Here is a 20,876-nt window from a genome sequence, read left to right as displayed (position 1 = left end):
TGGTTCTGCTTTTTCTTCTTTTACATCTTTTGTTTGTTTTTCTTCTACTTTTTGTGGTGGATTTTCCACATTTTCTGGTGTTGAATTTGATTTTGCCTGTAGTGGTGTTCCACATTTTTCACATTTTTGTAGTTTTAAACCATCACATTTGTCAAGATTCAACTGATTTTCATGATCACATACTGGACATTTCATCTTTGTCACCTTGGTTATTTTTTTGTTATTAGATTAGTTATTATATTTATTTAATTTTATATTTAAAGATGATAATTTAATATCAGGGCTTTTTATTGTTTTATATGTATTTTTTTTATTATCCTTTTGATTAAAGGTATAGTTTTTTATTTGGATAATTTTTAAAATTATTTTCTAAAAAAAAGAGTTTGTTATTTTTTCTATGAAAAAAGGAGGGTTGATGTTAGAGGTTAATTTCAAGTGTAACTTATTGTTTGTTTCCAACATCATATCCTGCTTTTGTTAGGATTTTGACGGCTAGTTTTTTATATATTCGTACAATGTATCCTACTACTATTCCTGCAAAGATTGTTCCTATTCCTACAGCTTTAAGTCCTCCAAAGAATATGAATGAAAGTATTAATGCTATTACTACATTTGATGTGTCAAATATTATTTTCATCTTTGGAAATGGAATGTCAGTTACACTGCACACTGCTAGTGATACTCCTTCACCAGGTAGTACTACTGCTTTTGAATTTACTTCAAAAAATACTCCTAATGCTATTACAATACATCCAAGTATGCATACTATTGATTGTTCAAATAGATTGTGTGGCATTATGAATGCTGTTTGTGTTTGTGCAAAGTCTATGAAGTATCCAAATATTGTGGTTGTTATTATCTGAAATATTTGTATTCTTGGAAATTTTGACCTTAAAATCAGAATCTGAATAAGTATCAGTAGGACATTAAATATTATTGTTATTGTTCCTAGTGATAGTGGGTATTGAAATGACAATACATATGGTATTGATGATATAGGTGTTGTTCCAAGATCACATCTTACAGATAAACTAACACCAAATGCCATTATAAATAATCCTATAAGTAGGGTTGTATAGTTTTTTATTATTTGTTTTGTATTATCGTTTATCATTTGATCATCAATTATTATATTTGTCTTTCATAATATTTAAAAAAGAATAAAAAGAAGAAAAAACAGTGATTGGTGGTGAGGGGTTTTTATTGATAGTTTTTAAGATTATTTTGTGGGTTTAAGATTTATTTATTCATTATTTCCTCCTATTTTTATGTGGTGTTTGTGGTGTTGTATGTGTATTTCATGGTCGTGTTTGTTTATGTAGTTTAGTGATGTTTTTATGATTTTTCTATAGAATCTCATAATATATCCCACTACTACTGCAGCAAAGATGGTTCCAAGTCCTACTGATTTCAGACTTCCAAAACATATTATTGATAGGCTTGCTGCAATTAGTACACATATTACATCAAATTTTGTTTTTATTTTTCCAAATTCTTTATCTTTTATATGGCTTAATGCTATTATTAGGCCGTCAGCAGGTAGTATGATGGATTTTGAGTTGATTTCAACTAGTAGTCCTAATGCCATTATAAAGCATGATATAATGCATAGTATCCATTTCTGGAGTGGTGTGTGTGGTATGTCGGCTGCTGTTAGTGTTAGTGAAAAGTTTATAAAGTTTCCAAATATTAGTGCTACTACAAATTGTAGGTATTGTACTTTTGGAAATGATGATTTTAGAAGTAATCTTTGCATTATTAGTAGTGATGTTTGGAAGATTATTGTTAGGCTTCCAACTGAGATTGGTACTATAAATGATAGTTCATACGGTATTGTGGATATTGCTGTTGTTCCAAGATTACATCGTATTGATAGTGCTATTGCATAGGATATGAGGAATAATCCTAAAATTAATAGTACTGCTTTTTTTATTTCTTTTTCTATGTTTATGTCATATAGTTGTTTGTTTATGTTTTCATCTATTATGTTTTTCATAACGCCTCATCAAGTTTTAGACTTGTTTTGTATTTAGTGATTATAGAAAGCATTACTATATAAAATAATCGATTATTATACTTTAAATCTTAAAATTACTTAAATTAGATCTTAAATTTACTTAATTTAATTAAATTTGAATTATTAATAGATTTTAAGCGTTAATATATGTGTTTTAGTTGTAATATTTTCATAATTTGGCTTAATATTATTTACATCATAGATTAAGTATACATCACCACCACCTGAATTTACATGAAAATATAATGTTTCATTTACATTGTTCATTAAAGATGCTATTTTTTGATTAATTGTATCATTCACCATATGTCCAGTAGTGTTCTCATTGTGTGAATTTTCAATAATATAGTAATTATTTGAACAATTTGATAATAAGTAGTAGGATCCATCCCTTAGTGTGCTATTTTCAACTGTAATTGGCATGCATTCATAGTTTTGTGTATGATTCATTGGACAGATTATATTGGTTTGTGTTTTTATTTGTGTTATGTTATATCCATAATCAAGTTTGACTATTGCATCTTTTGTGTAGATGTTTTTATTGTTTTGGTTGTGGTGTGATTTTATTATTATTTCAGTATTTTGTGGATTTTGTACATCTTTCAGTGTTAGTTCATATGCAATATTATAATCTAGTAGTTTATTCATTAGTTGTGGATTTTGTTTTAATTTCACTAGCTTCATATAGCTTATCATGTTTGTTGTTTCATTACTTCTTAGTCCTATCATTTTAATGTTAGATGTGGGTGTTTTATCCCAGTTTGTGGGTGTTCCTGTTGATTTTATGAGTGCATTTATTGTATTTTGTGCAATCATGTCATATTCCTGATTGTTTATTATCTCAGATTCTTTCCTATCAAGTGCTATGGTTAGTGTTGTGATAATTGCAATTATTATCATGAAAACTATTATGTAAACTACCAGATCTGCTATTATTAGTTGTGCTTTAGTGTCTATTTTCATAATCCATATTTTATTTTATGTCCACCATCCAGGTAGAGAAAGGTGGAATTTGTTATGTCATATCTGTTTCCATTGTATTTTTCATTAAATAATACATGATCTACTGATACAATTGATGTATTTTCTACAACTACTGGTATTATAAATGTTTCAATTCCCATATGTGAACATTTGGTCTTATTTTCTAGTCTGCATATAAAACATACTCCATCATGACTTCTGTGGTAGTAGTGATTTAGTAGGCAATTATTAAATGTTATATTTGATGTGCCATGTGTGTTGTAGTTTTCATATGGACATTTTTGTATAATATATCCTGAAGTTGCACCAGCATATACACTTGCAATGGATGTGTCTTGATATAGTAGTGTGTTATTTGTATCATTTTTTGTGTTAAATTGGAAAAGTAGTAGTGGATCATAGATAATTGTTTTATCATCTGATTCTATTGGTATTTCTATTGTATTTGTCTGATTTATCATGTCCATGTCAACTTTTGAGCAGATATTATAGATTACTTTTATTTTAAATGGATCATCTGATGGTTTTACATCAACTATATTGCATGTTATGTTGATGTTATGTGTTTTTTCATATTGTTGCATTTTATAGTTCATCTTCTGCTGCAGAACATCTTTTAATGTCTTTTGAGCATTAGCAAGTGGTGTCATATTTAGTGTTAAATTTCCTGATACCTCAGATATTGCTTGTTTTATGTCAGTTTGCATGTTTTGTTTGTAGTTTTGTGTTATTTTTGTTAGTTTATCTGATTTTACATACTTTTGTGTGTTTATGTATCCATCATCTGTTGTATCTGTTATGTGCATTAGTAGGATTATAAGTGGTATTATTAGAATTAATATTAAGGCTGGTGTTATGTAGCCTTTTGTGTTATCTTTTATTTTCATAACTTCTAAAAAATATTATATTACATTGAATTATTTTTATTAAATAATTATATTATTTTTATTATTTAATAGTAATTAATAAAAAATTTATAAAAAAATAGTTTTATTATTATAAAGTTTATATTTTATATGGTGTTTATATAAAAAGAAGTAGTAGATGTGTATTATCTACATTTCTATTTGTGCACTTATTACATCAACTATTAGTTTGTATTTATCACACATGTATGTGTCATTTAATTGCATGATGTCAAGTATTATACGTAGGTTTGCATCATCAAGAAATGGTAGTAGTCTTGATGTAAAGCCATCCCATATATCACCATCAAATGCATCTTTTGGAACTTTTGTGATGTCATCATAGAATATTCCATCACATCCATATTCTAGTTTTTCATCTACTGGAAATCCTATTGTTGTTATTTTTACAACCACTGATATTTCAGGGCATAGTTCATCTGTTATTTTATATTCTATTATTTTATCCACTTTTAACATTCCTCCAAGTATTATGTTTTTATTTTAGTTGTTTTTTAGTTTATTATTTTTTTCTTAGTTGTATTAAAAAACTATTGAAATTTGGGGTTTTTGTATTAAATAACTTTAATAATTTTAAAATATAAAAGTATGAAACAATAACACTTGTATTAAAAATATATACTGAAAGTAATACTATTTATTTAATTTAAATAAAAATGTAATAACAAAAAAAATATAATGAAATGATTATTATGACAGCAGAAGATACAGGAATATTATTTATAGGACATGGAAGTCGTCTTCCATACAACAAAGAAGTAGTAACACAAGTAGCAGCAAAATACCAAGAACGTTACCCAGACTACAACATAGACATAGGATTTATGGAACTAGTAGAACCAAACATACCAACAGCATTTAACAAACTAAAAGAAAAAGGTGTAAATAAAATCATAGTAAATCCAGTATTTCTTGCAAATGGAATGCATACAAGAGTAGATATACCAACAATACTAGGAATTAAAACAAAAGAACTTGAAGAAATAGAAAACCATGGACACCTCCACCACCATCACCACGACCATGAACACGGACATCACCACCACCATCATCATGGACGTGAAGCTAAATCTGAACCAGTAGATTTTGATGGAGAAATAGTGTATCTTAAACCAATAGGTGATGATGATAAAATTGTTGAAATAATAGCACAAAGAATTAACACAGAACTAGAAAAAGATCCACAAGCAAACACAGAAAATACAGGAATATTACTTATTGGACATGGAAGTACACTTGAATATAACAATATGGTAGTTGAATCAATTGCAAATAAATTTATCACAAATTCTGATGATTATGAAATACAAACAGGATTTATGCAACTAAGTGAACCATCAATACCACAGGCAGCTGCTAAGTTTTCAGAAAATATTAAAAAAATTATTGCAGTACCAATATTCCTTGCCGAAGGTGTTCATACAAAAATTGACATTCCACTAGCACTTGGTCTTGAAGCAGAAGAAGTTGAAAACTACACAATACCAAATAAACAAAGAGATACAATTGATTTTACAGGTGAAGTTGTATTTACAAAACCACTTGGTGCTGATGATATAATAGTTGATATTATTGATGAAAAAATTAAACAACACCTCTAAAGACTTCCCACCCCTAGTATTTAACCTCCAATCTATCTTTTTTTTACATAAATTTTTATTACAAATTTATATGTTTTAATAAATTTAAACAAATAATTTTTACTATAGAAACTATGTAAATAATTTAATATTTTCCTAATTAATTTATGCAAACTGTAGCTTATAGTATAAAAAACTTTTCACTATTTTTTTAAAAATAAATAGAGTATTATTTATTAGTATTTTCTAGTTTTAATACAAATTTATTTTTATTACATGAATTAGAGATTGTTTAAAATTATTAAAAATATTCCATATACTAGTTAGGGGAATTATGATTTTATAGCACTTATTTTTCAATATTGTTTAAAAAATATCCACTTTTTTTACTGGATTGTTTAATATATTCATATTTCATCTTATTTTAATAATTTATGTAGTAATTATGAAAACTAACATAAAAATAAACCCTCTTAAACAGCCAAATAGCCCTAAAATCAAAAAATAAAGCCCTCCTGTAGTGTTATTAAAAAGTATTTATTATATAATAGAATCTCTAAATCAATTACTGTCAAAGAGAAAATAATATGAATAAGATTTTCTTTTTAATAAAATTATTTAAGTTGATTAAAATGAAAAAATACAACCTAAAAAAATACAGGTCAATTTTTTCTTTTATCATTATTCTATTATTTTTCATAACAATTCTAAGTACAGCATGTGCAACTGATCCAGATAAAAGGATGGATCCAGGGGGGGGCAGCATACTCAGATATATGAAAAGACAGATCAAATACACAATAGATTAGATAATAATGATAATGTAGAAGAACTGCCTGATATAAAACAAATAAGGGAAAATAAGGCTGATAAAAAAGTAAAAACTACAGATACAATAAATACAAACAGTGAGCAAAAATTAGAAACAAGTGGTAATGAAACAAATTCTGTAGATACAAAAACCTTAAATTCAACAAAAGATATTAAAAAAGCATCATACACTGTAAGTAGCTATAATGAACTATATAATACAATAGAGGACATTAAAAATAATCCAGATGCAGATTATGAGGAAATCATTAACTTAAATGATGGAGATTATAATATAACACGTCTTATTACATGGGGAAATTCAGATAAAACAAGGATACTTACAATAAATGGAAACAATCACATAATTAGTGGTGGATATAACAATAGATTTATAAGAATAAATAATGGTTATACACTTAACCTTGAAAATATAACAGTTAAGGATTGTATGACAGATGTTGGTATAATTACAGCATCACAGGGAGCTGTAATGTATAATGATGGAACTGTAAATATTAGAAATTCTAACTTTACAGGAAATACAGCATACGTTGGATGGCTCTTTGGTGGTGGAGGAAATGGTGGAGTAGCATATAACACAGGACATATGACTATTACTAACTCTACATTTAAAGATAATTCAGCATCAAATAATGGTGGTGTTATATATAATACAGGAAATTTAGATATTCAAAATTCATCATTTGAGGAAAATATTGCAAGAACCAGTGGTGGAGTAATAGCAAGTAGTGGAAATGTGGTAATTCAAAATTCAAATTTCACAGCAAATTCTATTACAGGAAGTCAAAATGGTGGAGGAGCAAACTCAAATAGTGGAAACTTCACAATCTATGATTCAAACTTCACAGCAAATAATGCTGTAAATGGTGGAGCAAACTACAACCTAAATGGTAACATGAACATCTACAATTCAAACTTCACAAACAACAGTGCAACACAGGGAGGAGCAAACACTAACCGTAATGGAACAATTGAGATCAAAGATTCAATATTTAAACAAAACAGTGCAGTAAATGGTGGTGCAAACTCTAATTGTAATGGAACATTTTATATCTCAAATTCAACATTTATAGCAAACACAGCAACACAAAATGGTGCAATAATATACAATGATGACAAGCTAGATATTGCAAAACTAACACTAAATGATAACTATGATGTAAATGGTGCATCAATTTATACAACTCAAAATATTTCAATGACAAATACAGTTGTAAACAATACATTTGAAACATACGTCTATGACAATACTGACTTCATATCACCACTTATTGCAACAAATCTTCCAGCTGATGAGGATGTAATATTTACTGTTGATGGTAAAAGTATTGTTGTAAATAAAAATACTACAAATAGCATCATAAAAGTCATATATAACTTTACAAGTAGTGGAATTAAGAGAGTAAATGTAGTATATCCCACATCATCAAACAATGCAGTGATAATATTTGATGTTAAAAGACGTGACATTAACATAACACTAAATCCTGTGGATGATATTAAAACACTAGAAAATGTAAATATTATAGGAACAATTAAAACATCAACAGGTGAAGATGTTCATGGAGTAATTCCTATAACAATTAAAATTAATGATAAAGTATATTCAACTACCAATATTGTTGATGGTAAAATTAACATAGCAGTTGTTATGAATAGCTATCCTCAAGGTAGATATAAAATAACAATAGAGGCACCACAAAGTAGTGCATATAATGGTGCAAATAGTAGTGTAGAATTTAATATAGTAAATCGTAATGCAACAGTTAATATTACAACAAACACACCAAATGCTACAAAAATATTAAATGTAAATGTAACAGTGAAAGATTCAGATAACAATCTCGTAAAAAATGGTGTTATAACAATTAAATTAGATGGAAATATAATAACAACAGTAAACTTAGCAAATGGAATGATACACTTATATTTCCAGCTGCCAATGAAGTATGTCTATGGCTCATATCCACTTAGCTGTGAATTTAGCAGTCCATACTATAATAGTGCAAAAGCAGATGTAAATGTAGATGTAAAACGTAACAATATAGTTGACCCAGTTATCCCTGATATTACAACTAAAACACTAACTAACATAACAATAAGTAAGATTCTAAAAGATGAAGCAGCAGATCAACTAGTAGGTAGAATAAATGCTAAAATATACATAGATGATGTATACATCAAAGATGTAGTAGTAAATAATGGTAATTTAAATGTCGACCTTAAAACTGACACACTAGATGAGGGAAACTACACAATACGATATGTACTTGGTGAAAATGGATATTATAATACAAAGACTTTCACATCAAAACTAGTAGTTATAAATCACATTGTAAATATTACACTTACAACAAACACTCCAAAAACACTACAAACACTACAAGTTGATGCAATAATAATAAGAGAAGATAAAACACTCATAAATAGTGGAGTTGTAGTATTTAAAATTAACAACATAGAAGTTGGACGAAGTAATGTTACAGGAGGATATGCACACCTAAACTACAAGCTTCCACCTGAAATTATAGCTGAAGATTACATGATAGTTGCACAATTTAGTGCACAATACTATGAAAATCAGAGCCAGTGGAGAGAATTTAGTGTAATACGATCAAATATAAAAGAGGATACACTACCAGAAAGAACAATTAAAACACAAAATAACCTACAAATCAATGAACAACTAACAGATGAACATGGAGAAAATCTCATAGGATTAACTCAGATAAAAGTATACATAAATGACACCTATATCCGTGATATAGCAGTAAATAATGGTGAACTTAACAGAATAATACCAACAGATACACTACATGGTGGAGTTTATAATATACGATATGAAGTTGCACAAAGTGGACTATATAATGCAAAGACAATAAATCAAAAACTAGTAATTGAAAATAAAACAGCAATAATTACAATTGATACAAACACTCCAAAAACAATGGATATACTAGAGATAAATACAACAATTCTAAATCTTGATAATACACCAATAAATACAGGTGAAGCTGTATTTAAGATAAATGGTGATAGTATTAATGAAACCATAATTGCAACTGTAGTAGTTAATAATTCAAATATAAAACTTAACTATACACTACCAGCTAATATGAAAGAGGGCAGATACACATTAAGTGTTGAATTTAGAAATGAATACTATAACACAAAAATAGAAAGTAAATCTGTTGATGTACTCCCACGAGGTATTCGAAATATAACACTTGATACAACAGAGATTAAAACACTACAAAATATGACAATAAATACACAACTTTATGATGAATATGGACAGACACTAATTGGTGAAAACAGTGTTGATGTATTAATTAATAACATTAAAGTATTTAATACTACAATTAGTGGTGGTGTTTTAAACATTACAGTTGCCACAGATACACTACTATCTGGTCAATATAACATTACACTACTCATACATAAAAATGGAATATATGACAAACTAGTAGTAGATTCAAAGCTTAACATCACCAATCGTGACGTGGATATCATAGTTATGCCAAATAATCCATATGTAATGGATAGCTTGGATGTAAACATAACATTAAATGACACCAAAGATGGACGTATTATAAATGATGGATATGTAATCTTTAAAATCAATGGATGTACACTAAAAGATGATACTAATAAGACAATAAAGGTCATACCAACAGATTCAATGGCACAACTTAACTACATACTACCATCACATATTGGTGGAGGCAAATATGTACTAACAGTTATCTATACAAATAAATACTACAACCAGATGAGAGTAAATTCCTCATTTAATATATATAAACGTAGCATTGCAGATATTAACATTGACACAATTGAAATTAAAACAAAAGAAAATACAACACTAAATATTCAACTTAATGATATGATGGGCAAAAAACTTGTTGGAAATATGAAAGTTGCAATAAAACTTAATAGTAAAACACTTATACATACAACAGCAGTTGATGGAATAATTAACACAACTCTAAATACTGATACACTAAAATCTGGAAACTACACAATAACAGTTAAGGTAGGTGAAAATAGTCTCTATAATATGGGAAGCTATGATGTAAATTTAATTGTTAAAGATCGTGATGTAAATATTAAAATCAGCACAACAAATACAACTACAACAACAAGCATACTTCCAATAACAGCTAAGATAACAGATATAAATGGTGTAAATATAGATGATGGTGTTGTAATATTTAAAATTAATAATAAAACACTAAAAGATGTTAGTGGTAATGAGATATGTGCTAATGTATCTGGTGGTCTTGCATATGTAATGTATAGGCTACCTGAATCTATTGGTTGTGGAAATTACACAATAACTGCAGCTTATCGAAATAGTGGATATATCCAGACTGATGCTACAAAAGTTGTTGAAATATTAAGATCTAATGTTGCAAAGCTAACAACTACTCTTATTAATACACCAAAAAATCATAATACAACTCTTAAAATGAGAATTTATGATGTTAATGGTGGTGTAATTAAGGGAAGTATTAAATGTGCAATTAAAATTAACAATAAGACTGTTGAAAATACTATTGTTGTTGATGGTTTAGTTAATATACAGCTTAATACTGAGAACTTAAAAGTTGGAAATTATATGATAACTGTTAAAACTGGTGAAAATAGTCTCTATAATTTGATGCAAAGTGATATTCAACTTAAAATTAACTAAATAAGTAAGTAAGTATAAATACGAAGTATTTTTAAAATCCTAACCTCCTAACCCTTTATTTTATTTTTTTTCAATAAATTAATTTTTAGAAACTGTACAGCATCCTATTTAAATATTATGATAATTTACTAGCTAAGCTATATATAGAACATAATATAAACTATCAATTAGAGGAAAATAGTAGAAAATAAAGATTTTCTTTAAAATTATTTAAAAAAAAATAAACAATTATGGAATTGATCAAAAATGAGAAATAAAAACATCATATCTAGAAAAATATCTAAAAAGATTTTTTCTTTTGTTTATTTCCTACTATTTTTTGTAGCAATATTTAGCTATGGTAAAGCTATGGAACAAAGAGACAAATCTAAAAAAATTAAAAGATACTCAACTGTTGCTACAAATTACGGGACACAACCAGTATACATCACAACAGATGTAGATTATGATGCAACTACGAGGACTAATTAACAAAAAACTTAAAAATCTATACAAAAATTTAAACCATACCACATATCCAATTAAGGAAGATATGTTTTAATAAAATTTAATTCAAAATAGATCAGAGATAATCTGAAGTTTAGAAAATTATCACATAATGAAATCATAATAAAAAATAAACTGGGGAAAGACAACAATAGAAACTAAATGTATCAGTAAAAATCATTAATTAATAGTTCTGTGGGAAGACTATTATTCTATATTTTACTGTAGTATTTAATTATTATCTAGTTAAATACGCCGGACATTAAGAATCTATTATTTCCTAAAAAAAAGATTATGCAGATTTCCAATGTGAATATGACAATAGTTAAAAAAGAAGACTCTAACTTCAATTGAAATTACTTAGAATGTAGCTAATGATTCCAATGAATATATACTATGGTTTATATTAAATATTTACTACAAAATTAAGAAAAAAATATAGGATAAAAAAAATAATCTTATAAATTTCTCAATAAAGTAGTGGGATATTTTCTTGGAAATTTTATAGGATTTAATTAGAAATATTTTGTAGTTTTTTAGTTAAATCATTTGTATGATAAAAGTTTTTGAAGATAACTATTGTTTAAAATATTTGTTATCTTTAAAGTTAATTAGTCATCTAGTGGGAAAAGATAACATAAGAAATTATTTTTGTTATTTTTTGACTAGTTTATTAAGGATTTGAAATCTGTTATAAGATTCATAGATTTAGATGTTCATATGAAAGTAGTGGGATATGATTATATTTACATCCAAATTTTTCTATGAGTTTTTATGAAATTTTAGATTTTTAATCTTTTCTTATTTTTTTATTCTTTTTTTTATGAGTTGTTTTTTTTTTCAAATTTTAATTATTTATTTTATTAACTTATCTTAATTTTACACTTGCAAACTACCTTCCACACCATAATTAATTTAAAATATAAACACCACCAAATACGTCTTTTATTATGAATATGACACCATATACACAATTTTTACATATTTTTATTTAATTGATTTTCATAGTAATTTATATAATATTAAATATACATAATAATAATAAATAGTTATAATATATTACTATAAATTAAATATTCTAAATCTATACGGAGGATTGAGTAATCATGACTGACATTATTAAAGGATGGCGTCATAACGACCAAAGATATAATTTAATTGGAACTAAGTGTAATGAATGTGGAGAAACATTCTTTCCTAAGAAAGTAGTTTGTCCAAACTGTAGAAGCCACGGTGACATAGAAGACCTCCAATTTAAAGGAACTGGTAAAATCTATACATACTCAGTAATTAGTGCAGCACCAGATGATTTTAAAATAGCTGCACCATATGCTGTTGGAATTATTGAACTTGATGAAGGAGCAAAAATAACAGCACAGATTGTTGATTGTGATGTTAATGACTTAAATATCGGTGATGAAGTAGAAGTCGTATTTAGAAAAATTAGAGAAGAAGGAAAAGACGGAGTTATTACATATGGATACAAATTCAAACCAACAGAATAAAACAGGAGTATTACTTCTAGGACATGGAAGTAGATTACCTTACAGTAAAGAAGTAGTAAGTGAAATTGCAGCAAAATATGCAGAAAAACACCCAGAATTAAATGTAGAAGTAGGATTCATGGAACTTGCAGAACCAAACATACCTACAGCATTTAACAAACTTAAAGAAACAGGTGTAGAAAAAGTTATTGTAACACCAGTATTTCTAGCACACGGAATGCACACAAAACGTGACATCCCAACAATTCTTGGTCTTGAACCTGCAGATATTGAAGCAGAACTTGCAAAAGGTAAATGCTCACACAGTCATGATCATGGACATGAACATCACCATGACCACGACCACGAACATGAACACGATCACGATCACGGACATGAACACGGACACCACCATCACCATCACCACGACCATGGTGAACCAGAAACTGTTGAATTTGATGGTGAAATCATATACACAGAACCACTCGGTGCAGACGACTTAATAGTTGAAATTGTATCAAAACGTATTGAAGAAAATCTCTAAATTTTCAGACTATACCCCCTAATCTCCACTTATTTTAATTTTTTATCAGAAAATAGGCAATTTAAGATATACTTTTTTTTAATAAATTTTATTTAATTTAAAAAACTAAAATATATACAATAATAAATAAAAAAAAAAATATAACTTAATTTTTTAATAATTTTTTGAGGAAAAGACTCTATGCAAATTGCACAACTTGGTGAAAAACAATTAATTCAAAGACTACTACAAAAGCGTGATGATACATTAAATATAGAAGATGAAAATCTTATACAAAGTTATCGTGATGATGCAGCATTATGCATAAATAGTTGTAAATATAGTGTATTTTCAACAGATATGCTTATTGAAAGTCATCATTTTCCTGTTGGTATGACTCCATTTGAGATGGGTGCAAAGACTGTTAATGTAAATGTTAGTGATATTATTGCAATGAATGCAAAACCTACAGCAATTGTCATATCACTTGCTCTTCCTGGTGATTTTAGTGTTGATGATTTTGATGCACTAGTTGATGGAATACTCTACAAATGCAATGAATATGATATTACACTTATTGGTGGAGATATTAATGAAGCAGATGAAGTTATAACATCTGCAACAGCTATTGGTGAAGTAGATGGTGGTGTCAGATTCCTTAATAATGCACATCCCGGTGATATTATTGCAACTACAGGTTCTATTGGTGATGTTGCAGGAGGATTTGACCTGATTTATGGTGCTGGTAATGTTGATATAGCAGATTCTCTTAAAGATGAGCTTATGGACAGTGTATTTAATCCAAAACTTCCATATAAAACAGCCGAGTATCTGCGTGAACATCCATCAATTGTTACATCAATGAGTGATATTACAGATGGTCTTGCATCAGAACTTGGATGTTTATGTGATAATAATAAAAATTGTAGCTTTAAGATATATGAGCAAATGCTACCTTATGAAAAAGATCTTCAAACCATTGCAGATGCAAATCATAAACATTTATATGAATACTTATTTTATTTTGGTGAAGAATTTGAACTACTTCTCACATTAAATAGCAGTGAATATGAAAAACATAAAGATATGCTTGATGATATAACACCAATAGGTGAAGTCATAGAAGATAGTAAAAATAGAGTTATACTAGTTGATGGTAATGGTCATGAGTCTACACTTAAAATACGAGGATATGAACACCTAAAATAGTGGGGGAAATAAGAAAGTTAATTATGATATGTGATATATGTCCAAATTATTGCAATCTTAGTGATGGAAGAAAAACAATCTGTCATCAAGATCCAATATATGATAATGAAAATAAAATCTACACATCAAAAACAACAGTAGAACACATTGAGGAAAGTACATTATACCATTTTATGCCAGGCAGTAAAGCATTCTGTGTTGGACTTGTAGGATGTAACATGCAATGTTCATACTGTTCATACTACACAGTAGCACAACCTGAAAATGAACTACTAATACCAACTAAGGGATATACTCCTGATGAAATTGTAGAGATGGCAATTCATAATGATGCTGATGTTATAATCTGGAAATTTACAGAACCTACAATTCATCCAAAGTGGATCATAAATACATCAAGAATTGCAAAAAGATACGATTTAAAAACAGCAATAGTATCAAATGGTTTCACCTCACCTGAAACTTTAGAAAAAATAGCACCATATGTAGATGGAGTGTGTATAGATTTAAAAAGTATGCAAGATTCATTCTATGATGAAGTATGTGGAGGCTACATCGAAGCAATACTAAACTCAATAAAATACTACCTAAAACATGACATACACATAGAAATAAGAAACATGATAATACCAGGATACAATGATAGCCCTGAAAACTTCAAAGAACTAATAAACTACATCAAAAGTACAGAGAAAAAAATACCACTACACTTCATGAGATTTAACCCAGCATACAAACTAAAAGAACTAGAAAAAACAAGTGAAAAAAAGATAATGTATGCAACAGACCTGGCAGCTTACATGGGATTAAACTATGTATATCCCGACATAGAAGTTGCACCAAAACATAAAAACAACACATACTGCAAAAACTGCAAACACTTGCTAATTAAAAGAAGCAGTGACTACACTATAGAAAGCCATGTGACAGATCAATGTGCATGTGAAAACTGCAACCACATAGCAGATGTAGTTCAAAAAACAAACGATTACTAAAAAAAGAATAAAAGAGGGGTGTGTGTAGAGTTTAAAATACTCCACCACCACCTCCACCAAATCCACCTCCAATGTCTCCAATATCACCAAAGGAGCCACCATCAAATCCACCACCAGATGAATAATTAGACTCACTATGAGGAGGTGTAACCAGGCTATCAAAGGCTGAAAGCATGACATATGCACCACCAAGAGTTGCAAAGAGATACACAGGATTACTATAAACATTCACATCACTATTTTCTGGAATATTATATTCATCAAAGTACTTCTTCATATTAGATTGAACCTTATCTGCACAACCAAGTGCTGTTGCATAAACCAGGTATCTTCCCCAAACTTGTACTGATTCTGGAGGATACTCCTTAATAAGACTATAATCCTTGATATAATTTCTGAAATGTTCCCAACGGATTTTATATTCACGACCAGTATAGGTATATGAACCCATAACCTCATCAGGAAGTGCACGAACAATTAAACCTTCAATGAAAAGAACAACAGAAAGCTCAAGACCTGTGAAGAAGTAAATACTACCAGTACATAGAGACACAACAAATGCAATAAATGCAAATATTATAGATGCGATCGAAACAATTTCTGCATAAATTGATCCTGTATCATCAAACTTCTCATCAGCTTCATCCCATATATCTTCATTATCCCGTACAAGAGATTTCCAACTATTAAAGAAGTCAATGAAATCCTCATTTGCCATACTATTTTTTATTGCCCTAAATGATATAGTATCATCACATCTACGATAAGAGTAGAGGAAGTCAAGTATTTTAACTTCATACTGCCATAGTTCATCACATTCTTCGTTATATTTGTCAACATCTATTTTTATAATTAAATTATTATCCTCTGATGCAAACACCCTGATGAATCGTTTATCTATAAGATCCATTATTGTAGCCTGAAATGCATTAATATTAAGATCTCCACAGTTTTCATTCATCATAGCATTAACATATGCTGGTGAGTCATCATATGGAATGTCTGTTTCATATTTAGAGTTAAATTTAAGCTTATATTCACGTCCATACTTATAGTAGATGATAAATGGTGCTGCTATTAGTATTAAACATATTGCTATGATTATTATCTGAATTCCATCTGCTCCATATACTTTGGAGTAGTAGTCATTTTCCATCTGTGTAATGTTATCTTTTGCATTTTTTGCTATTACATCGGCATTATCAAAGCTTTTAAAGTATGTTTTTGGCATTAGTGTTCTTTGTTCAATATTTTCATCGTATGGGTCAAGGTTGCTGTATGTTGCTGTCATTGTATTTCCATTTAATGATTTTGACTCTACTATGTTTGGTGGATTAAACCAGTATGCACTTTCATTTATTGGTCCTGGTAGTGTTATGTGTGTTGTAAGTTTTGCTACCTTACTATCCCAGTTTGTTCCCCATACAGCAAAGTGTAGTTCTGCAACATCATCATATACTTTTACACCCTTGATGAAGTCATATTTGTATGTTACAGCCACCTTTGTATCTGATACTTGTTGTGTTTTATTTGCATCCTTATATAGCCATACTTTAAATCTTACGCGATCTGACATCCATATTTTTTCAACTTCATTATAAAATCCTGGCGTTTCAACTGTTATATTTGTTACGTTTTGCTCACCTGATAGTGGCATGTCATAGTACACTCCATTTATTGTTCCATTTATGTCATATACTATTTTTTGTGTTATTGTGGCTGTTGCATCATCATGTACTACAACGCCAACATCAGCTTCTGGAAGTGAATATGTTCCTGCTGCAATTGGTGATACCATCATTAATGTTATTAGCATGAAAACTAAAAACTTCCATTTAATCGCCTTATTTTTCATTTAAACTAACCTCCACATTTTATTAAAATATCTAGTTAATTAAATGTATATCTTTATGAATTATTAATAAATTTATGTAAATAAAAAATAGTTCTAAAATTGGGGTTTAAAAGGGAGAAGAGGAGTGTGTACTCTATTTCTAGAATACTCCACCTCCACCTCCACCAAATCCTCCTCCGATGTCTCCAATGTCACCAAATGTGGATCCATCCATGTCAGATGATGGTACTTCATTTGAAAGTTTACTGAATGTTGAAAGCATAAGCCATGTTCCACCATGTGATGAATACATATAAAATGGTTGATCATAGTATGCAGATTCTGGTATGTCAAATTCCCTGAAGTACTGTTTCATATTATCTTCCACAGCCTCTGCACATCCAAGAGCTGTTGCATATGTAAGATATTTTCCCCATATTTGTACAGATTCTGGTGGATGTTCCTTAATAAGACTGTAGTCTTGTATGTAGTTTTCAAAGTTATGCCATTTCTGGGTGTATATACGTCCTTGTGTTGTATATGCTCCCATAATATTATCAGGAATAAGATACATTACTATTGCTTCAATTATCATGATAATTGCAACTACAAATCCTACTCCTTGATATAGTCCTTGAAGATATAATTCAAGTAGTATTAGTAGTATTCCAAAGATTGCAGCTGCAGCACACCACATATGTACTACTTTTACTCCTTTATCTTGGAAGTACTCGACTTCATATTTATATACATCTTCTTGTCGTATTACACTGCTTTTCCATGTTTTTAGGAATTTTATGAAATCATCACTTGATACATCATCACCTATATCTTGTAGTGAAATTTCACCTTTATCATTTTTAAAACGCATGAGATACTTAATTAGGTCATCTTCATAGTCTTTAAGATCATTTTGACCATCATATTTTATTGAATTAAGTTTTAGTATTAAATCAGTTTCACTAGAGGCGAGAATCTTAAAGTATCGTCTGTCAATTAAATCAAGTAGTGTTGCTTCAAATGCATTGATATTAACACGTCCTACATCACCTGAAAGCATTGCATTTACAAATGATGGAGCATCATCATATGGTATTTCTGACTGGTCAATACCATCAAGTCCAACATCTTCTTCACGTCCATACTTGAAGTATATTGCAGCAGGTGCAAGCATTATAAGTACAGATAATGCTAGTAGTACTAACTCTGCCGTATTTTTCATCTCAATTTGTGAGTAGTATGCTTTTTCATCAGATCTGATCTTTTCTGCTGCATCCTTATTTATGATGTCAGCACCTTCATAGCTTTTAAAGTACTCTTTTGGTATAAGTACTCTTTGTTCATAGTTTTCAGATGATGGCTCTGCATCCATATACTTTGCATGCATTGTATTTCCACTAATATTATGTGAACTTACAACATTTGGTGGATTAAACCAGTAATCATTTTCATTTATTGCACCTGGTAGTGTTATGTGTGTTGTTAGTTTTTGTACTTCTTCATCCCAATACTTTCCCCACACCGCAAATTGTAGCTCTGCAACATCATTATATACTTTTACTCCTTTGATGAAGTTGTATTTGTATGTTACCTCAACTTTTGCATCGTTTACTTTCTGTGTTTTTGCTGCATCCTTATATAGCCATACTTTTAGTTGTATTTGATTGTTTGTCTTGTTAACTTCTAGTGTATTGTAATATCCTGGTGTTTCAACTGAGATATTTTCTACATCCTGCTCACCATTTAGTGGCATACGATAGTATACACCATTTACAGTTCCATTAATATCATATACAATTTTCTGTGTTATTGTTGCTGTTGCATCATCATGCACTACCACGTCAACATCAGCTGATGGTAGTTGATAGTTTCCAGCAGCAATTGGTGATATAAGAAGTAGTGTTATTAAAAAAAGCATTAAGAATTTCTTCAAAGTATTATTTTTCATTATAATACACCAACCCTTATATTAGAAATATTATTTTTTCTCTCTTTTTCTTATTTTATCCTTAAAAAAAAATAGTTAAAGGTGAAGTAATTTATTATGGATTATTTAATAACCACTACTACATCACCTTTCTTTTATATGTTCTAATTAATCTAAAATTCCACTTTTGGTACAGATTTAACTTCATCTCTTGCTTCAAAGCTTTCTGCTTCTTTGAAGTTAAACATACCAGCTATTATGCTACTTGGGAATTGTTGACATTTATTGTTATATTTTAGTACTGTGTCGTTATAGAATTGTCTTGCATATGCAATTTTATCTTCTGTTTCTGCAAGTTCATCTTGTAAATTATTGAAGTTAGTGTTTGCTTTAAGTTCAGGATAAGCTTCAGCAATAGCAAAGAGTGATTTAAGAGCTCCTGTAATTTCACCATCTGCCTGTGCAATTTCAGCTACACCATTTGCATTTGTCATATTTGCTCTTGCCTGAGTTACAGCATCAAATGTTGATTTTTCATGTTCTGCATAACCTTTTACTGTAGATACTACATTAGGAATAAGATCATTACGTCTTTGAAGCTGAACATCAACTTGTGCCCATGCATTTTTAACCCTGTTTTTCATGTCAACAAGACCATTATAAAGACTTACAACATATAATGCAATAATAATAATTATAACAACAAGAATTATAATTCCTATCATAGACTTCTATTCCTCCCTAAATTTTTATGAATACTTATAGTATAACATTACTAAGTATTAATATATTTCTACTTACGTTGATTTAGAATATATAATGCCATAATAATAATTATAACAATTAATAGAATTACTATTCCAACAACTACTTCCTCTCCGAATTAATTTTATTTTAATAAATACATATAATATAATTACTAGTAAGTATTAATATATTTCAACAATAAAAGGGGAGGAACTACTATATGAGTGCATATGAGGATTTAAAGGTATTATCTGATGCTGCATACTATGACAGATGCAATTCAATGAATTATAACCGTGATAACATCCTGCAAAATCATGAAAATACATGTATCTACAACTCAAAAGGTGCAAATAACACAGAAATACCACTCTTTAAAACTCTTCTTACAAATAAATGTGTAAATGATTGTAAATACTGCATAAACTGTCGTGGAAATAAAAACATGCAAAAATCACTAACACCAGAGCAACTATCAAGCATGTTTATGAAGTACTATGAAAATTCAAAAGTTGAAGGACTATTTCTTAGTTCTGCTGTTGCAAAAAATGCAGATCTTACAATGGAAGAGTTAATTCACACAGCACATATATTGCGCAATAAGTACTCATATAAGGGCTATATTCATCTTAAA

At 29.1% G+C, this 20,876-nt stretch carries 16 protein-coding genes and 1 pseudogene; 8 read left to right on the top strand and 9 right to left on the bottom strand.

The genetic code is table 11. The features are described 5' to 3' along the window. The 6 genes from MRZ80_RS03000 to MRZ80_RS02975 form a co-directional block, all read right to left on the bottom strand. On the bottom strand, window positions 1-195 hold a 195-nt coding region (locus MRZ80_RS03000), incomplete at its 3' end, for a hypothetical protein (protein ID WP_292536052.1). A gap of 247 nt (window positions 196-442) precedes the next feature. Further along, window positions 443-1,114, bottom strand: a complete 672-nt coding sequence (locus MRZ80_RS02995; RefSeq protein WP_292536051.1) for a DUF6198 family protein — start codon at window positions 1,112-1,114, stop codon at window positions 443-445. Window positions 1,115-1,243: 129 nt separating this feature from the next. After that, the gene (locus MRZ80_RS02990; RefSeq protein WP_292536049.1) at window positions 1,244-1,996 is read right to left on the bottom strand and encodes a DUF6198 family protein; all 753 of its coding nucleotides are present in this window, start codon (window positions 1,994-1,996) and stop codon (window positions 1,244-1,246) included. Between the two features lie 144 nt (window positions 1,997-2,140). Continuing rightward, window positions 2,141-2,980 (bottom strand): hypothetical protein, encoded by an 840-nt coding sequence (locus tag MRZ80_RS02985; protein WP_292536047.1) that lies wholly within the window; start codon window positions 2,978-2,980, stop codon window positions 2,141-2,143. Next, on the bottom strand, window positions 2,977-3,888 hold the full coding sequence (locus MRZ80_RS02980) for a hypothetical protein (RefSeq protein WP_292536045.1): 912 nt from the start codon (window positions 3,886-3,888) through the stop codon (window positions 2,977-2,979). Before MRZ80_RS02980 ends, MRZ80_RS02985 begins: the two co-directional genes overlap by 4 nt. 168 nt (window positions 3,889-4,056) lie before the next feature. Then, window positions 4,057-4,377 carry a hypothetical protein gene (locus MRZ80_RS02975; protein WP_292536043.1) on the bottom strand — a complete coding sequence of 107 codons (321 nt, stop codon included), beginning with the start codon at window positions 4,375-4,377 and terminating at the stop codon, window positions 4,057-4,059. Window positions 4,378-4,619: 242 nt separating this feature from the next. Between MRZ80_RS02975 and cfbA (MRZ80_RS02970) the strand changes: the two genes are divergently transcribed. The 7 genes from cfbA (MRZ80_RS02970) (at window position 4,620) to MRZ80_RS02940 (ending at window position 15,734) form a co-directional block, all read left to right on the top strand. Then, window positions 4,620-5,528, top strand: a complete 909-nt coding sequence (cfbA, locus tag MRZ80_RS02970) for a sirohydrochlorin nickelochelatase (protein ID WP_292536042.1) — start codon at window positions 4,620-4,622, stop codon at window positions 5,526-5,528. Window positions 5,529-6,768: 1,240 nt separating this feature from the next. Further along, window positions 6,769-11,037 carry a right-handed parallel beta-helix repeat-containing protein gene (locus MRZ80_RS02965; protein ID WP_292536039.1) on the top strand — a complete coding sequence of 1,423 codons (4,269 nt, stop codon included), beginning with the start codon at window positions 6,769-6,771 and terminating at the stop codon, window positions 11,035-11,037. Between the two features lie 348 nt (window positions 11,038-11,385). Then, window positions 11,386-11,508 carry a hypothetical protein gene (locus MRZ80_RS02960; RefSeq protein ID WP_292536038.1) on the top strand — a complete coding sequence of 41 codons (123 nt, stop codon included), beginning with the start codon at window positions 11,386-11,388 and terminating at the stop codon, window positions 11,506-11,508. Window positions 11,509-12,629: 1,121 nt separating this feature from the next. After that, window positions 12,630-13,028, top strand: coding sequence for a Zn-ribbon domain-containing OB-fold protein (locus MRZ80_RS02955; protein ID WP_292536037.1), 399 nt, complete (start codon window positions 12,630-12,632; stop codon window positions 13,026-13,028). Then, on the top strand, window positions 13,000-13,551 hold the full coding sequence (gene cfbA, locus MRZ80_RS02950; protein ID WP_292536035.1) for a sirohydrochlorin nickelochelatase: 552 nt from the start codon (window positions 13,000-13,002) through the stop codon (window positions 13,549-13,551). The genes MRZ80_RS02955 and cfbA (MRZ80_RS02950) overlap by 29 nt, the downstream gene beginning before the upstream one ends. A gap of 180 nt (window positions 13,552-13,731) precedes the next feature. Further along, window positions 13,732-14,739 carry a thiamine-phosphate kinase gene (gene thiL / locus MRZ80_RS02945; protein ID WP_292536033.1) on the top strand — a complete coding sequence of 336 codons (1,008 nt, stop codon included), beginning with the start codon at window positions 13,732-13,734 and terminating at the stop codon, window positions 14,737-14,739. A 23-nt stretch (window positions 14,740-14,762) separates the two neighbouring features. Then, window positions 14,763-15,734, top strand: coding sequence for a radical SAM protein (locus MRZ80_RS02940; protein ID WP_292536031.1), 972 nt, complete (start codon window positions 14,763-14,765; stop codon window positions 15,732-15,734). Between the two features lie 31 nt (window positions 15,735-15,765). On the opposite strand, the gene MRZ80_RS02935 is transcribed toward MRZ80_RS02940, so the two are convergent. From MRZ80_RS02935 to MRZ80_RS02925, 3 genes are all read right to left on the bottom strand, one after another. Further along, window positions 15,766-17,589 carry a DUF2207 domain-containing protein gene (locus tag MRZ80_RS02935; protein ID WP_292536029.1) on the bottom strand — a complete coding sequence of 608 codons (1,824 nt, stop codon included), beginning with the start codon at window positions 17,587-17,589 and terminating at the stop codon, window positions 15,766-15,768. Window positions 17,590-17,728: 139 nt separating this feature from the next. Next, window positions 17,729-19,516: a DUF2207 domain-containing protein gene (locus MRZ80_RS02930; RefSeq protein WP_292536027.1), complete on the bottom strand. Its 1,788-nt coding sequence runs from the start codon at window positions 19,514-19,516 to the stop codon at window positions 17,729-17,731. A 152-nt stretch (window positions 19,517-19,668) separates the two neighbouring features. After that, window positions 19,669-20,220 carry a LemA family protein gene (locus MRZ80_RS02925; RefSeq protein ID WP_292536025.1) on the bottom strand — a complete coding sequence of 184 codons (552 nt, stop codon included), beginning with the start codon at window positions 20,218-20,220 and terminating at the stop codon, window positions 19,669-19,671. Between the two features lie 242 nt (window positions 20,221-20,462). Here MRZ80_RS02925 and MRZ80_RS02920 point away from each other — a divergent pair. Further along, window positions 20,463-20,876 (top strand): annotated as a pseudogene (locus tag MRZ80_RS02920) (4Fe-4S cluster-binding domain-containing protein); the annotation flags it as partial.

This window comes from Methanosphaera sp. (assembly GCF_022768985.1).
GTDB lineage: Archaea > Methanobacteriota > Methanobacteria > Methanobacteriales > Methanobacteriaceae > Methanosphaera.
This window is presented reverse-complemented; position numbering and strand designations above follow the sequence as displayed.

What these genes read in the sequence shown, in the direction of transcription:
- MRZ80_RS02980 (WP_292536045.1), bottom strand. Translation starts at nt 3,888, where the DNA reads ATGAAAATAAAAGATAACACAAAAGGCTACATAACACCAGCCTTAATA.
- thiL (WP_292536033.1), top strand. Translation starts at nt 13,732, where the DNA reads ATGCAAATTGCACAACTTGGTGAAAAACAATTAATTCAAAGACTACTA.
- cfbA (WP_292536035.1), top strand. Translation starts at nt 13,000, where the DNA reads ATGGATACAAATTCAAACCAACAGAATAAAACAGGAGTATTACTTCTA.
- MRZ80_RS02990 (WP_292536049.1), bottom strand. Translation starts at nt 1,996, where the DNA reads ATGAAAAACATAATAGATGAAAACATAAACAAACAACTATATGACATA.
- MRZ80_RS02965 (WP_292536039.1), top strand. Translation starts at nt 6,769, where the DNA reads ATGACAGATGTTGGTATAATTACAGCATCACAGGGAGCTGTAATGTAT.
- MRZ80_RS02955 (WP_292536037.1), top strand. Translation starts at nt 12,630, where the DNA reads ATGACTGACATTATTAAAGGATGGCGTCATAACGACCAAAGATATAAT.
- MRZ80_RS02985 (WP_292536047.1), bottom strand. Translation starts at nt 2,980, where the DNA reads ATGAAAATAGACACTAAAGCACAACTAATAATAGCAGATCTGGTAGTT.
- MRZ80_RS02930 (WP_292536027.1), bottom strand. Translation starts at nt 19,516, where the DNA reads ATGAAAAATAATACTTTGAAGAAATTCTTAATGCTTTTTTTAATAACA.
- MRZ80_RS02940 (WP_292536031.1), top strand. Translation starts at nt 14,763, where the DNA reads ATGATATGTGATATATGTCCAAATTATTGCAATCTTAGTGATGGAAGA.
- MRZ80_RS02925 (WP_292536025.1), bottom strand. Translation starts at nt 20,220, where the DNA reads ATGATAGGAATTATAATTCTTGTTGTTATAATTATTATTATTGCATTA.
- MRZ80_RS02935 (WP_292536029.1), bottom strand. Translation starts at nt 17,589, where the DNA reads ATGAAAAATAAGGCGATTAAATGGAAGTTTTTAGTTTTCATGCTAATA.
- cfbA (WP_292536042.1), top strand. Translation starts at nt 4,620, where the DNA reads ATGACAGCAGAAGATACAGGAATATTATTTATAGGACATGGAAGTCGT.
- MRZ80_RS02960 (WP_292536038.1), top strand. Translation starts at nt 11,386, where the DNA reads ATGGAACAAAGAGACAAATCTAAAAAAATTAAAAGATACTCAACTGTT.
- MRZ80_RS02995 (WP_292536051.1), bottom strand. Translation starts at nt 1,114, where the DNA reads ATGATAAACGATAATACAAAACAAATAATAAAAAACTATACAACCCTA.